At 57.3% G+C, this 13,606-nt stretch carries 13 protein-coding genes; 5 read left to right on the top strand and 8 right to left on the bottom strand.

The features are described from left to right. Positions 1-53: 53 nt before the first annotated feature. Positions 54-2,927, bottom strand: a complete 2,874-nt coding sequence (locus G6L01_RS22525) for a DNA translocase FtsK (protein ID WP_070163296.1) — start codon at positions 2,925-2,927, stop codon at positions 54-56. A gap of 411 nt (positions 2,928-3,338) precedes the next feature. On the opposite strand from G6L01_RS22525, the gene G6L01_RS22520 reads away from it, so the two are divergent. Then, positions 3,339-4,334 carry an MDR family oxidoreductase gene (locus G6L01_RS22520; RefSeq protein WP_070163295.1) on the top strand — a complete coding sequence of 332 codons (996 nt, stop codon included), beginning with the start codon at positions 3,339-3,341 and terminating at the stop codon, positions 4,332-4,334. A 41-nt stretch (positions 4,335-4,375) separates the two neighbouring features. Here G6L01_RS22520 and G6L01_RS22515 read toward each other — a convergent pair whose 3' ends face one another. From G6L01_RS22515 to pcaD, 5 genes are read right to left on the bottom strand one after another with little or no spacing between them, the layout of a single operon-like run. After that, positions 4,376-5,434: a 3-carboxy-cis,cis-muconate cycloisomerase gene (locus G6L01_RS22515; protein WP_070163294.1), complete on the bottom strand. Its 1,059-nt coding sequence runs from the start codon at positions 5,432-5,434 to the stop codon at positions 4,376-4,378. Between the two features lie 8 nt (positions 5,435-5,442). After that, entirely contained in the window at positions 5,443-6,060 is a 618-nt protein-coding gene (gene pcaG / locus G6L01_RS22510; protein ID WP_070163293.1) for a protocatechuate 3,4-dioxygenase subunit alpha, read from the bottom strand. Position 6,061: 1 nt separating this feature from the next. Further along, positions 6,062-6,802, bottom strand: a complete 741-nt coding sequence (pcaH, locus tag G6L01_RS22505) for a protocatechuate 3,4-dioxygenase subunit beta (protein ID WP_070163292.1) — start codon at positions 6,800-6,802, stop codon at positions 6,062-6,064. Between the two features lie 52 nt (positions 6,803-6,854). Beyond that, positions 6,855-7,259 (bottom strand): 4-carboxymuconolactone decarboxylase, encoded by a 405-nt coding sequence (gene pcaC / locus G6L01_RS22500; RefSeq protein ID WP_070163291.1) that lies wholly within the window; start codon positions 7,257-7,259, stop codon positions 6,855-6,857. A 43-nt stretch (positions 7,260-7,302) separates the two neighbouring features. Next, positions 7,303-8,094 carry a 3-oxoadipate enol-lactonase gene (pcaD, locus tag G6L01_RS22495; protein WP_070163290.1) on the bottom strand — a complete coding sequence of 264 codons (792 nt, stop codon included), beginning with the start codon at positions 8,092-8,094 and terminating at the stop codon, positions 7,303-7,305. A gap of 92 nt (positions 8,095-8,186) precedes the next feature. On the opposite strand from pcaD, the gene pcaQ reads away from it, so the two are divergent. After that, positions 8,187-9,107, top strand: a complete 921-nt coding sequence (pcaQ, locus tag G6L01_RS22490; RefSeq protein ID WP_070163289.1) for a pca operon transcription factor PcaQ — start codon at positions 8,187-8,189, stop codon at positions 9,105-9,107. A gap of 8 nt (positions 9,108-9,115) precedes the next feature. On the opposite strand, the gene pobA is transcribed toward pcaQ, so the two are convergent. Further along, on the bottom strand, positions 9,116-10,288 hold the full coding sequence (pobA, locus tag G6L01_RS22485) for a 4-hydroxybenzoate 3-monooxygenase (RefSeq protein WP_070163288.1): 1,173 nt from the start codon (positions 10,286-10,288) through the stop codon (positions 9,116-9,118). Positions 10,289-10,404: 116 nt separating this feature from the next. Here pobA and G6L01_RS22480 point away from each other — a divergent pair, with 116 nt between their 5' ends. Beyond that, on the top strand, positions 10,405-11,331 hold the full coding sequence (locus tag G6L01_RS22480; RefSeq protein WP_070163497.1) for a helix-turn-helix domain-containing protein: 927 nt from the start codon (positions 10,405-10,407) through the stop codon (positions 11,329-11,331). Here the strand turns inward: G6L01_RS22480 and G6L01_RS22475 are convergent. Further along, complete coding sequence (locus tag G6L01_RS22475; RefSeq protein ID WP_070163496.1) at positions 11,306-12,061, bottom strand: IclR family transcriptional regulator; 756 nt, start codon at positions 12,059-12,061, stop codon at positions 11,306-11,308. The genes G6L01_RS22480 and G6L01_RS22475 overlap by 26 nt on opposite strands. A 151-nt stretch (positions 12,062-12,212) precedes the next feature. Here G6L01_RS22475 and G6L01_RS22470 point away from each other — a divergent pair, with 151 nt between their 5' ends. Together G6L01_RS22470 and G6L01_RS22465 are read left to right on the top strand one after the other, a co-directional pair. Continuing rightward, complete coding sequence (locus G6L01_RS22470) at positions 12,213-12,920, top strand: 3-oxoacid CoA-transferase subunit A (RefSeq protein WP_070163287.1); 708 nt, start codon at positions 12,213-12,215, stop codon at positions 12,918-12,920. After that, on the top strand, positions 12,917-13,606 hold the full coding sequence (locus G6L01_RS22465) for a 3-oxoacid CoA-transferase subunit B (protein ID WP_070163286.1): 690 nt from the start codon (positions 12,917-12,919) through the stop codon (positions 13,604-13,606). The genes G6L01_RS22470 and G6L01_RS22465 overlap by 4 nt, the downstream gene beginning before the upstream one ends.

Genomic DNA, 13,606 nt, shown 5'->3' with positions numbered 1-13,606 from the left:
ACTCTGATCATCTCCATCATCAGGAGTGGCGCAGTCATTATCAGTCTCTCACGTCAATCGACGTCATCAAAACCTATGCCGCTCCCAACTGGGTCAGATGAAGACCCGGCGATGATTTCCCGCTTGCCGACATGGTTTGCTGGGCCGACCAGGCCTTCGCGCTCCATGCGTTCCACCAGCGAAGCGGCGCGGTTATAGCCGATCGACAGGCGGCGTTGGATGTAGGAGGTCGAGCATTTCTGATCCCGCAGCACCACTTTGACGGCCTTTTCATAGACCTCGTCGCTTTCTTCGCTGCTACCGCCAACCGGGGCGCGGTCGTAAGTCTCTTCAACGGCGGGGGCACTGGCCATGGGTTCGCCGCCATCTTCCTCAGTCACTGTGCCGAGATATTCAGGACGTCCCTGCGTTTTCAGATGTGCCACGACTTGCTCGACTTCGGCATCCGAGACAAACGGCCCGTGGACACGGCAAACCCGGCCACCACCAACCATGTGCAGCATGTCACCCTGTCCAAGCAGATGTTCTGCACCCTGTTCGCCCAGAATAGTACGGCTATCGATCTTGGACGTGACCTGGAAGGAAATCCGGGTCGGGAAATTCGCCTTGATCGTGCCGGTGATGACATCGACGGACGGCCGCTGGGTCGCCATGATCAGATGAATGCCCGCCGCACGCGCCATCTGCGCCAGACGCTGGATTGCGCCTTCAATTTCCTTGCCAGCCACCATCATCAGGTCGGCCATTTCGTCAACAATAATGACGATATAGGGCATATGCGACATGTCGAGATCCTGATCCTCATAGAGGATCTCGCCCGAATGACGATCAAATCCGACCTGGACGCTGACGGTAATCACCTCGTTCTTCTCGCGAGCCTGGGCAGCGCGGGCGTTATAGCCATCGATATTGCGCACGCCGAGCCGCGACATCTTGCGATAGCGGTCTTCCATTTCGCGAACCGCCCATTTCAGCGCCATGACGGCCTTTTTCGGATCGGTCACGACGGGGGTCAGAAGATGCGGAATGCCATCATAAACAGAGAGCTCCAGCATTTTCGGGTCGACCATGATCAACCGGCATTCCTCCGGCTTCAGCCGGTAGAGCAGCGACAGGATCATCGTGTTAATCGCCACCGATTTGCCTGAACCCGTCGTGCCTGCCACCAGAAGATGCGGCATCTTGGCGAGTTCAGCGATAACAGGTTCGCCGCCAATCGATTTGCCGAGGCAAAGCGCCAGCTTGAACCGGCTTTCCCAATAATCCTCGCATTCAATCAATTCGCGCAGATAAACGGTTTCACGCACGGCATTGGGCAATTCGATGCCGATGACATTGCGACCGGGGACGACGGCAACACGGGCCGAGAGCGCCGACATCGATCGGGCGATATCATCGGCAAGGCCGATGATCCGCGATGACTTGATGCCAGGTGCCGGCTCGAATTCATACAGCGTCACGACAGGACCGGGGCGCACGTCGATGACCTCGCCGCGAATACCGAAATCCTCCAGCACGCTTTCCAGCAAACCGGCGCTCTGCTCCAGTGCTTCCGGCAACATGGCCTCGGCACGGGCAGCCGGCGGCTCCTGCAACAGGCTGATCGACGGGAATACGAAATCACCATCGAAGGGATGATGACGGTTCATTTCCAGGCCGCCAATGGCGCGGTTGGCTCGAATGGTTTCCGAAACGGGACGAACAACTGCCACGGGAGCCAAAACGATCGGTTGAGCCTCAACAAAATCAAGGTCTGAAACGACTTCCACCGGCTGAGCAGGCTCTTCCCAAGGGGCAAGATCAACAGGAGCCGCTTCTGCTACATCAGCAACAATTTCGGGCTCTGCGGCGAGTTCAACAACAGATTCAACCACTGGCGTAGGCGGAACGGGCTGCTCGACATTCTCTTCGACAATGATGGTGGGAGCAGGCACCGAAATCGCCTGTTCCGCACCATGACGCACCCGGATTTCCCGATAAAGTGCAGCCACTGAGCCGCTAGTAGGCTGTGATACAGGTTCAACTGCAGGAATGGGCGTCCATACCGGCGCCAAAGCAACCCTGGGGACCTCCACCTCGACGGGAAGATCAAAGGGATCGGAGAGCATTTCGAAAAATGCGAAATCGGACACCGACAGCTGCGCTGTAGCGACTACAGGCGGCGCCTGCGCTTCACCCGCTAAATTGTCCACAATAGCGGAGGCCGCCAGGCTTTCATTGCGCAGGTTCAATTCGATGTTCTCTGCCATGCGCATGGCAGCCGCGGCCTGACGCAAACGCAGCGCCTCCGGCAATTGCGGCAGGTCCGCACCGATAGATTCGGTTCTCTGTGAGTTCGGCAAGGGCCGCACCAGCGTCTCCGGCGAAAATTGTGGGGCAATTACAATCTGTGGCACTTGAACCACCTCGGCCTGGGCAGACCCCTGATCCTGAACAGGTTCAGCCACGGACACCTCGGCAACGGGCTGCGGCGGACGCGCATTCACCGGCCTTGGCGGCGGCGCACGGCGCGGGACGATGAGCGGACTGCCTGTCTTCGGCAATCCAAAAAAGCTGGCGTTTTGCGCGGCAGAATCAGCACCAATAGCAGCAGCAGAGGCGGGCATCGCCGTGCTGGACGCCAGATCAGGAGACGAGGTAGCGGCAGGAGTAGAGACGCGAGCCTGATCGACAGCCTTCTGCAAGGCGGCGACGACTGCTGCCTGCTCGGCTGCGGCCTCAGCTTCCCGGCGCTTGTTGATGGCGGCTTCCGGTGTGCGGGTAAAGCGCACATTCGGCCCCAAGACGAAGGCCGATTGCCAAGGCTCCAGCGGTCCGTTCGGACCGGACTGACGGCCCTGATCGGATGAAGACACCGCGCCAGACTGCGGATCGTCATGACCGGACTGATCGGAAGAACGGGGACTATTCTGTGTTGGAACGCGCATGATGCCTAACAGTTCATTTGGAATGGCTCTTGTCCCCTATAGAAGTAAAAAATAAAGGTTAATCACTCCTTTCCAAGCCGCATCATAACTGGGCGAAGCCTTGCGAAACCCCGCGTATAACCCATTGTTTTTCAATGCGTGACAGGAAGAGCACAGATCAAAGCCCGCTCTCAGTACCTTGAAAACAGGGGATAATCGCAGTCAGAAATTTTTTCGCCTCGGTTAAGCCTGCGCACGCTTTTTATTTGGGTAGACGCGAGCAGAGCGATAGGGGCCACCCCATTCATCATCATTCTCGAAGGAATGCCGCTGGTTTCCCCATTCATACCCCAACCAGCTTATACGAATCGACAGTAGCCAGGCCGGACTGGACATGGCAGATTCCACGGCACTGATAGTGAGGAGACAATCATGACCGAACCATTCACCGCAATCGTCATCGATACCGTTGACGGCAAGCCAAAAGGCATCTTTCGGCAATTGACGCTGGCGGATCTCGCCGATCACGATGTGCTGGTGGAAGTTGCCTATTCGACCTTGAACTATAAGGATGGATTGGCCTTTACGGGCGCTGGTCGGATTGCACGGCGCACCCCCATTATCGCCGGCGCCGATCTGGCCGGAACGGTTGTCGAATCGCGCTCGCCGGATTGGGAACCCGGTGACCGCGTGGTCGTTAACGGGTTTGGCATGACCGAGACCGAAGGCGGCGGCTATAGCCGCTACCAGCGGGTCAAGCCGGAATGGTTGCTGCGCCTTCCCGAAGGCTTCTCCTTGCAAGAGGCGATGGCCATCGGCACGGCTGGCTATACTGCCGCCCTCGCCGTATTGGCTCTGGAGGACTGGAGCGCAATCCAGCCGGGAAATGGCGAGGTACTGGTGACAGGGGCAGGCGGTGGCCTTGGCTCCATGGCCGTCAGCCTATTGGCCTCGCGGGGTTATCAGGTAACGGCATCCACTGGCAGGCCTGAGACCCATCAGTACCTGAAAACACTCGGAGCCAGCCAGTTTGTGGATCGCGCCGAGTTGGCAGAAAAGGCCGGTGCCTTGCAAAAAGAGCGTTGGACGGGTGCCGTCGATAGCGTTGGTTCAACCACACTTGCCAATGTCATCGCCCAAACGGTCTACAATGGTGCCGTTGCAGCCTGCGGCCTAGCTGGTGGTGCCGACCTACCTGCCACAATCATGCCGTTCATCCTGCGTGGGGTGGCCCTGCTTGGCATCGATTCCGTCATGACGCCGATGGCAAAACGCCTCCGCGCCTGGGAGTTTCTCAATAAAACCCTCAATCGCGACCACCTGGCAGCCATGACAACAATCGAGCCGATGTCCAATTTACCCGCACTGGCAGAGGCCATCCTGGCTGGAAAAACCCGTGGCCGGGTGGTGATCGATGTGACGAGATAGCAGTTTTTCGCAATCGGCAGACTTCACTTGTCCGCCTGATATCAGGCGGATTTACCAAGACGGGCGATGGCACCGATTAATTGCAGACCGGTTTTTGTGGCGGCCCCCGTCGCCACAACCATCTGCGGCAGCAGCAACCATTCCAAGGCCCAGGCAGCGCCAGAGCGTTCCTGTTCATGCACAAGGCTTTGATGCAGGCCAGCAATCTGAACGGCATTGAAACGGGCAAGCGTCACCAGCGTTTCCGCACCGACGGGGTTTTGCTTATGCGGCATGGCCGAGGAGCCGCCGCCGCCGGTCAATTGAATTTCACTGCCCATTTCCGCCAGAAGCGCCACGTCCTGGCCAAATTTCCCCAGGCTACCTGAGATCAGTGACAGAAGGTCGGCAAAAGTGACGATCCGGTCGCGCTGGCTATGCCATTGCGGCGCATCCTCAAGGCCAAGCAGTTCAGCCAGTCTGGCGCGCACCGCAGGGCCTTTATCGCCGAGCTTTTCCAATGTCCCCGCAGCACCGCCGAATTGCAGGGCAAAACCATCGCCAAGCAAAGCCTGCAAGCGGGAGCGGTGCCGTTGCAAAGGTCCAACCCAGGCAGCGATCCGGTCTGAAACCGTAATCGGGATTGCCGCTTGCATGCGAGTATGGCCCATCAGAACATTCTGCCCAAATGCGGCATCCAGCTGTTCAAACCCGGCGATCAATGCCGCCAGCCGCTCGTCGAGGAGTCCCGCCGCCATCTTCAGACGCAGCACGAGGCTGGTATCGATGACATCCTGACTGGTGGCACCGAAATGTAATTTTGCAGCGCATGTCCCGCCGATGGCCTTGCGCATCTGGCTGACCAATTCTGGAATGACCACGCCATCGCGTGCCGTGGCCGTTTTCAAGGCATCGAGATCCGCTGTAAAACGGGCGAGGCCCGCCTGGATCGCCGTGGCATCACCCACCTCGATCACCCCGGCCTCACCTTGAGCCGTGGCCAGCGCCGCCTCAAAGGACAGCATGGCGGCAATATCTGCCTGCTCGGCAAACAAGGCAGAAAAGGCCTCGTCGCCAAACAAGCCGGACAGGAAGGAATGTTCGAAAGGAGAAATGCTCATGTTGCCAATCAGATATCGAAGAAGACAGTTTCGTTTTCACCTTGCAGATGAATATCGAACACGTAATCATTGCCCTGCTTTTTGGCAATCAGTGTCGGAACCCGCACTTTGTGCTCGATACGCGCCAGAAGCGGATCTTCGGCATTGGCCGCCTCTTCCTCCGGGAAATACATGCGTGTCTGCAAGCCGATATTAATCCCGCGTGCCACGACCCAGAAGGTCACATGCGGTGCCATCCAACGGCCTCCGGCAAAGGGAACCTTGCCCGGCTTGATGGTGTGAAACACGAATTCCCCGGTTGCCATATCGCCTGGGCAACGAGCCCAACCGAGGAAATTCGGATCGGCCTTGCCGCCGGTTTCGGAAGGGCTGTTGTAAAGTCCATCGCTATCGGCCTGCCAGATTTCGATCAGCGCGTCTTTCAGTGCATTCCCGCCACCATCATAAACATAACCGCGAATGGTGATACGCTCGCCACGGGTTTTGTCGTTATAAAGCGGACCAGACCCGAGATCTTCTTTGAAGATCCCCTCAATGCCGGAGAAATTCGGTGTGCAACCGATATGAACGTACGGACCCGCCGTCTGCGAGGGCGATTCCTTCAGGTAACCGAGTGGCTGTACCATATCAGTTGCCCTCCTTGCGATTTTCAAACAGTGTGGAACGGCGTCCGCGCAAGACGATATCGAATTTATAGGCGCGCATGTCCATCGGGATAGCCGCATTCATATCAAGCGGCGCCACCAGACGCTTGATCGCCTCTTCATCCGGAATGGTTTTGACGATCGGACACAGCCAGATCATCGGATCACCCTCGAAATACATCTGGGTGATCAAGCGCTGGGCAAAACCGTGGCCGAAAATGGAAAAATGAATATGCGCCGGGCGCCAGTCATTGACGCCGTTCGGCCAGGGATAGGCACCCGGCTTGATGGTCTTGAACCAGTAATAACCGTTCTCGTCGGTGATGGTACGCCCTACCCCGCCGAAATTCGGATCGAGCGCTGCCAGATAGGTTTCCTTCTTGTGGCGATAACGCCCACCGGCATTGGCCTGCCAGAATTCGACCAAGGCACCGTTTACGCCGACCCCACGCTCGTCCAGCACCCGGCCATGCACCAGAATGCGCTGGCCAATCGCCATTTCACCTGGTTTGGCATAGTTTAGGATCAGGTCGTTATCGGTATCGTTCAGCAGGCTGTGTCCGAAGACCGGGCCGGTAATTTCGCTCTTGGTACCCTCAAGCGAAATCAGCGCGCGCTGCGGCGAACGCAGTACACTGGTCTTGTACCAGGGGGCATAGGCCACCGGATGCATATCCCGGTCACGGGCAAAAAATGGCCCGGTTTCCGGTAGGGAATTTTTCATGTCTTTCCTCCTCAAGTTTCTCCGTCGCAGGCTTCGTGGTGCCAGTTATGGCTCAGGCTGCTTCGGAATCCATTTGCGCGTAAACGCCCTTGGCGATCTTGAACGCATGGTTTGCGGCCGGAACGCCCGCATAGATCGCCACATGCATCAGCGCTTCGCGTATATCCTCGCGGGTTGCCCCGGTATTGACCGTGGCGCGAATGTGCATCGCCACTTCCTCGTCCTGACCAAGTGCCGCCAGAAGCGCAATTGTCACCATCGACCGCTCGCGTTTCGACCACTGGTCGCCCGACCACACGGTTCCCCACGCACCCTCGGTAATCATCGTCTGGAAGGGCTGATCGAAGGCGGTTGTCGCTGCTGTTGCCCGATCCACATGGGCGTCACCAAGCACGGAACGCCTGGTTTTCATACCGCGCCGATGCGCCTCTGATGCCGTGTCTGTTTTGTCGGTCATGTCTGCTCTGTCTCCGCAACTATCTTGTATCTTGCCTTCAGTGTCAGGCTAACTCATCCAAAAATGGCAGCAAGGCCGCAACATAGGCGTCCGGTTGCTCAAGGCAGGGGATATGACCCGCCTTAGACACGACCGAAAACCGGCTGCCCGCAATCAGATCGGCCAATGATTGCACCAGAGCCGGCGGGGTCGAGCCATCCTCGTCACCCACAACGCAAAGCGTTGGAACGGTGATGGCCGGTGCTTGTTCAGTGAAATCGGCATCGCGCAGTGCAGCGCATGTACCGCAATAGCCTTCTACTGGCTGACGCAGCAACATCGCGCAGCAGCCCGCATAAAGCGAATTATCCGTCGTGCGGAACGGTGCCGTGAACCATCTTTCCATAATCGGCTCAAGCAAGGACCCGATACCGTTGTTTTGAATGGTCGCTATCCGGTTGTTCCACATTTCAGCAGAACCGATCTTATGGGCGGTATTGCTGAGGATAAGCGCCCGCACCAGATCAGGACGGCTGGCGTAAAGCCCCTGCGCAATCATGCCGCCGACAGAAAGCCCAACGACAATCACCTGCTTCAACGAAAGATGGTCCAACAATGCGGCCATGTCATCGACATGCGTTGCCATCGAATAGGGAGGATTGCCGAGATCCGACAGGCCATGACCGCGCTTGTCATGCAGCACAAAGGCGTAACGATCCTGGAGCCGATCCATAACCTCGTCCCAGATCCGGAAATCCGTGCCGAGTGAATTGGCAAACGCAATCACCGGCTTGCCGCTCTCTAGGCCAACCGTGTTGTAGTGAATAACCGCATCCGTCGTCTTTAAAAATTTCATACCGTATCCTCCGAAATTGATCTTGCGACAGCAAATCGGTTAAGTAAAATGACATTATCGCCGCCATTGATAACCCTCAGGTTATGAGAGATATGATCGACCAGCGCATCAAGTTTCGCCATCTTCAAACCTTTGTCGAGGTTGCGCGCCAGAAAAGCGTGGTGAAATCCGCCAATTTATTGCATGTCAGCCAACCAGCGGTGACCAAAACGGTTCGTGAGCTGGAAGAAATCTTAGGGGTCAGCCTGTTTGAGCGCGAGGGACGCGGCATCCGCATCACGCGCTATGGTGAGGTCTTTCTGCGCCATGCGGGCGCAACGCTGGCGGCCTTGCGCCATGCAGTTGATTCGGTTTCCCAAGAATCGGCCAAGGCTGGGCCGCCGGTGCGGGTCGGTGCCTTGCCCACTGTTGCCACCCGCATCATGCCCCAGGCCATGACCGTGTTCCTGACGGAAAATACCGGAAGCCCGATCAAGATCGTCACCGGCGACAATTCAGTCCTGCTCGAACAATTGCGCATTGGAGAACTGGACCTCGTGGTTGGCAGATTAGCAGCACCTGAGAAAATGGCAGGATTTTCCTTCGAGCATCTCTATTCGGAACCCGTGGTTTTCGTCGTCCGGACCGGCCATCCATTGCTGACGGGCGAAACGGCACCGTTTGAGCGGATGCGTGAGTTTCCAGTGCTGATGCCAACCCGCAACTCGATCATCCGCCCCTTGGTTGACTATTTCCTGATCGCAAATGGTGTAGCCACCCTGCCCAACCAGATCGAAACTGTCTCCGATTCCTTTGGCCGAGCCTTTCTGAAAATCAGTGATGCCATCTGGGTCATTTCCGAGGGTGTCGTGGCGGGCGACATCGCAGAAGGGACGATTTGCGCCCTGCCGATAGATTGCTCCCCGACACGCGGTCCGGTTGGCTTGACCGTCCGCGCCGACGCCATGGCAACGCTGCCGCAATCACTGCTTATGCAAGCAATCCGTGATGCGGCAGCGGCCATTATGCCTTGATTGCCTGATCAGTAAGGCAAGCCGACATAGTTTTCAGCCAATGACGTAGATGCGGCACGGGAGTGAACGAGATAATCCAGCTCGGCTTCCTGAATGCGCTGCCCGAAATCGCCGGTATCAGGAAAACGGTGCATCATGGTGGTCATCCACCAGGAAAACCGCACGGCCTTCCAGACGCGCGCCAGCGCCCGAACCGAATAATCATCAATCCCGGCGCTGGACTTATCGGCGTAGAATTCAATCAGGCCTTCGCTGAGATAGTGGATATCGCTGGCAGCAAGATTAAGCCCCTTGGCACCAGTCGGCGGCACGATATGGGCGGCGTCACCGGCCAGGAACAATCGGCCGAACCGCATAGGCTCAGTGACGAAAGAGCGCAGAGGCGCAATCGATTTCTCGAAGGATGGCCCGGTCACCATGGCTTCGGCATGCTCTGCCGGAAGACGGCGGCGCAACTCATCCCAGAACCGGTCGTCGCTCCAGTCTTCAACCTTGTCTTCCAGCGGGCACTGCACATAGTAGCGGCTACGGGTGTTGGACCGCATGGAACACAGCGCAAAGCCGCGCGGATGGTTGGCATAAATCAACTCATGGGCCACCGGTGGCACCTCGGCCATCACACCCAGCCAGCCGAATGGATAGATCCGCTCGAATTCCTTGATGGCGCCCTGGGGCACCGATTTGCGGCTAACGCCATGAAACCCGTCACAGCCAGCGATGAAATCGCAGTCGATCCGGTGGCTGACGCCGTCTTTCTCATAGGTGACATAGGGGCTTTCGCCCGAGAAATCGTGCGGTTCAACGTTTGCGGCATCGTAGATGGTCAAGGCACCGGCTGCATCGCGCTGGTCCATCAGATCGCGGGTCACTTCGGTCTGGCCATAGACCATAACCCGGTCGCCGCCGGTCAGATTAAAGAGATCGATGCGGTGATCACGCCCATCGAATGCCAACGAAAAACCGTCATGCGGCAGACCTTCGCGATGGAGGCGATCGGCAGCACCGGCCTTTTCCAGCATGCCCACCATACCCTGTTCCAACACGCCAGCCCGGACCCGGCCAAGAATATAGTCGCGGCCAACACGGTCGATAATGACGGTTTCTATGCCCTTGCGATGCAACAATTGCCCCAGCAACAAGCCAGAAGGGCCTGAGCCAATGATGACGACTTGAGTACGCATGATATCCTCCCGAATTTGCTCCTGATCAAGAAATTGACCGTTTCGGATCGCCAGCTCAATGGACTTTTCAATCCAAAAATTGCACTATTCGACCATGAATGAAGGATGCTGAAACCATGGCCGCGATACCCACTTACAAGCTATATGGCGAAAAAACCGCGGTTTCCGGTGAGTTTTTGCTGCATTGCGAAACCCTTTTTTCCCGCAGCAGTTTGTATCGCTTCGAGATCGACCTCCACCGACACGAGAATTTTCTGCAAATTCTGTACATTTCGGAGGGCCAGGGAGATGCCACGCTGGACGGCGAAGTGATCGGCATTACCCCACCAGCCGCCATCGTCGTTCCACCGCTGTTTAGCCATGGATTTCGGTTTTCGCGTGCAATCAAGGGCATGATTATCACCGTTCTGCCAGCCGCCCTACCGCTTGCCGTTCGAACCAGCCTGAAACAGGCTTTGCCTCTGCCTCTCCATATGCCTTTAGAAGGCGAGCCGTGCGCATCCGAAATCGGCCTATTGATGGAACGGATCGCCGAAGAATATGCTGGCATAAAGCCGGGGCGCAACGGGTTACTTGAGGCTTATCTTGCGACCGTCGTGCTTCTGCTGGCAAGGCAGGCCGCACCGGACGCCTCTTCAGACCGGTTGACGCTAACGGCCAATGACCGGCGAATGGAAAAGCTAACCGCACTGATTGCCGCCCATTTTCGCAGCCACAAAACCGCGGCCTTCTACGCACGGGAAATGGGCCTTTCCCCCACCCATCTGAACAGGCTTGCCAAGGCTGGAACCGGCGCAACCCTGCAACAACTGATCGCTCGCAAGCAGTTGGAAATCGCCCAGCAGGAGTTGATCTTCAGCCAAACCAGTATTCAGGCTATCGCACTCAATCACGGCTTTACCGATCCCGCCTATTTTACCCGTTTTTTCACCCGGGAAACCGGCCTCACACCACGGGCCTGGCGTCTAGCAGAACGGCAGAAACTTCAAAACCTGAGCGACCGCGCACAGGCGGAGATCAGCGCAGCAGCGGCTTCAGAATAGCTTGCGTCGCCAATAGCGCTGGCAGATAGCGCTCAGCCATTTCCGACGCGGAGATAAAAGCGGCTGGCGCCCCGATATTGATAGCCGCCGCCATCTGGCCCCGGCTGTCATAAACCGGCACGGCAATAGAGCACAGGCCTATTTCCAACTCCTGATCGATGATTGCGTAGCCTTGGCGCCGCACATCAGCAATTTCGGCCCTAAGCTCTTCCGGATCGGTTCGGGTGAACGTAGTATTGGCCTTCAGCACCGATGCCTCCAGCACGGCCCTGATTTCGGCATCGCTCAATCCAGCCAGCAAAACCCGCCCCATGGAAGCTGAATAGGCAGGCAAGCGGCTACCCGGCATCAGGTTTATCGACATGACACGCCGTTGTGAGGCGCGAGCGATATAGACGATCTCCGTACCATCGAGAACGCTAGCAGACGCGCTTTGACCGACTTTTTCACTGAGTTGATCGAGATGCGGCTGGAGAATAGCAGGCAACGGGGTCGCCGAGAGCCAAGCATGACCGAGCCGCAGGATCTTTGGTGTCAGGGAGAAGAATTTCCCATCATAATCAGCATAGCCCAGTTGGGAAAGCGTCAGCAAACATCTGCGGGCTGTTGCCCGGTCCAGACCCGAAAGCCGTGCAGCTTCGGCAATGGACAGGCGCGGCGCGGCCTCCTCGAAAGCCTCGATGATCTTCAGGCCTTTGGCAAACCCGCCCATGATATCCGTTTCGCGCATCATACTCTCCTCAGTCGCGGTAGTTTGTGCGATAATCGAACAAATGTCAATTATCGCACAAACTTGTTGCGAGGTGATCGCTCCAGTCCTATCTTTCTTGTCGGAGGCGCGCCTGACTTTTCTCTGGCGCAATCGCAAACGGGAGAATCCCATGGATAAGACAATCGCCAGCACGGCAGACGCCGTTGCCGGTATAAATGATGGTGCCGTCGTCATGATCGGCGGCTTTGGCGGCTCCGGCGCGCCTATCGAACTCATTCACGCCCTGATCGACAAGGGGCCGAAAAACCTGACGGTTATCAACAACAATGCAGGCAATGGCCGGATCGGCATCGCCGCAATGATCGATGCGGGCATGGTCAAGAAGATGATCTGCTCCTTTCCGCGCTCTTCCGATCCACGTGCCTTCACGGACCGGTATCTGGCGGGACAAATCGAGCTGGAATTGGTGCCACAAGGGACGCTGGCAGAGCGTATTCGCGCTGGCGGGGCTGGAATTCCGGCTTTCTATACGCCAACCGGTTACGGTACGGAACTTGCCGAAGGCAAGGTGATTGCCGAGTTTGATGGCCGTCATTACGTACAGGAACGCTGGCTGAAAGCGGATTTTGCCATTGTCAAAGCCCATCTCGGCGATCTGCATGGCAACCTCACCTACAGCAAGGCGGGCCGCAATTTCAATCCGCTGATGTGCATGGCTGCGACCAAAACCATCGTACAGGTCTCCAAGATTGTTGCCCCCGGCGAGATCGATCCTGAAATTATCGTTACGCCCGGCATTTTCATTGATGGCGTCGTTGAAGTCGCCAATCCGCAACAGGAAGAAGCGCTGATCCGCGCCGGAGTGGCCTACGCATGACAATAGACACCCGCGAAGACATCAAGCTTTCGAATGCCCAGATTGCCTGGCGCGCAGCTCAGGACATTGCCGACGGCGCCTACGTCAATCTCGGCATCGGCTTTCCCGAAATGGTGGCGCAATATCAGCCGCCGGGCCGTCAGGCTATTTTCCACACGGAAAACGGCATCCTGAATTTCGGCGAAGCCCCTCCGGAAGGTGAGGAAGACTGGGATCTGATCAACGCAGGCAAAAAGGCAGTGACGCTGAAGCCGGGCGCTGCATTTTTCCACCATGCCGACAGCTTTGCCATGGTGCGCGGCGGCCATCTGGATGTCGCCATTCTCGGCGCCTATCAGGTCGCGCAAAATGGTGATCTCGCCAATTGGCGGGTCGGCAGCAAGGGTGTGCCTGCCGTGGGCGGCGCCATGGATCTGGTGCATGGCGCAAAACAGGTTTTCGTCATCACCGAACATGTCAGCAAGAAGGGCGAGTTCAAGCTTTTGGACAAATGCACCTTCCCGTTGACCGGCGTTGGCTGCATTACCCGTGTCTATACCAGCCACGCGGTGATCGATATCGCCAAGGGCCATTTCGTGGTGCGCGAAATGCTCGCCGCCATGACGCTGGACGAATTGCAGGCAATGACTGGCGCAAAGCTGCATGTCGATGGGCCAATTGCCGATCTCACCGTACCCGCGCTTTGA

Origin of the sequence: Agrobacterium vitis (assembly GCF_013337045.2) — a bacterium.
GTDB lineage: Bacteria > Pseudomonadota > Alphaproteobacteria > Rhizobiales > Rhizobiaceae > Allorhizobium > Allorhizobium vitis_B.
The sequence above is the reverse complement of the archived record's forward strand: the minus strand, read 5'-3'. Positions and strand labels throughout refer to the sequence as shown.

Excerpts from the sequence above, each read along its gene's own strand:
- pcaG (WP_070163293.1), bottom strand. The coding sequence starts at position 6,060 with ATGGTACAGCCACTCGGTTACCTGAAGGAATCGCCCTCGCAGACGGCG.
- G6L01_RS22465 (WP_070163286.1), top strand. The coding sequence starts at position 12,917 with ATGACAATAGACACCCGCGAAGACATCAAGCTTTCGAATGCCCAGATT.
- pobA (WP_070163288.1), bottom strand. The coding sequence starts at position 10,288 with ATGCGTACTCAAGTCGTCATCATTGGCTCAGGCCCTTCTGGCTTGTTG.
- G6L01_RS22520 (WP_070163295.1), top strand. The coding sequence starts at position 3,339 with ATGACCGAACCATTCACCGCAATCGTCATCGATACCGTTGACGGCAAG.
- G6L01_RS22470 (WP_070163287.1), top strand. The coding sequence starts at position 12,213 with ATGGATAAGACAATCGCCAGCACGGCAGACGCCGTTGCCGGTATAAAT.
- G6L01_RS22475 (WP_070163496.1), bottom strand. The coding sequence starts at position 12,061 with ATGCGCGAAACGGATATCATGGGCGGGTTTGCCAAAGGCCTGAAGATC.
- G6L01_RS22480 (WP_070163497.1), top strand. The coding sequence starts at position 10,405 with ATGGCCGCGATACCCACTTACAAGCTATATGGCGAAAAAACCGCGGTT.
- pcaH (WP_070163292.1), bottom strand. The coding sequence starts at position 6,802 with ATGAAAAATTCCCTACCGGAAACCGGGCCATTTTTTGCCCGTGACCGG.
- pcaC (WP_070163291.1), bottom strand. The coding sequence starts at position 7,259 with ATGACCGACAAAACAGACACGGCATCAGAGGCGCATCGGCGCGGTATG.
- pcaQ (WP_070163289.1), top strand. The coding sequence starts at position 8,187 with ATGATCGACCAGCGCATCAAGTTTCGCCATCTTCAAACCTTTGTCGAG.
- G6L01_RS22525 (WP_070163296.1), bottom strand. The coding sequence starts at position 2,927 with ATGCGCGTTCCAACACAGAATAGTCCCCGTTCTTCCGATCAGTCCGGT.
- pcaD (WP_070163290.1), bottom strand. The coding sequence starts at position 8,094 with ATGAAATTTTTAAAGACGACGGATGCGGTTATTCACTACAACACGGTT.
- G6L01_RS22515 (WP_070163294.1), bottom strand. The coding sequence starts at position 5,434 with ATGAGCATTTCTCCTTTCGAACATTCCTTCCTGTCCGGCTTGTTTGGC.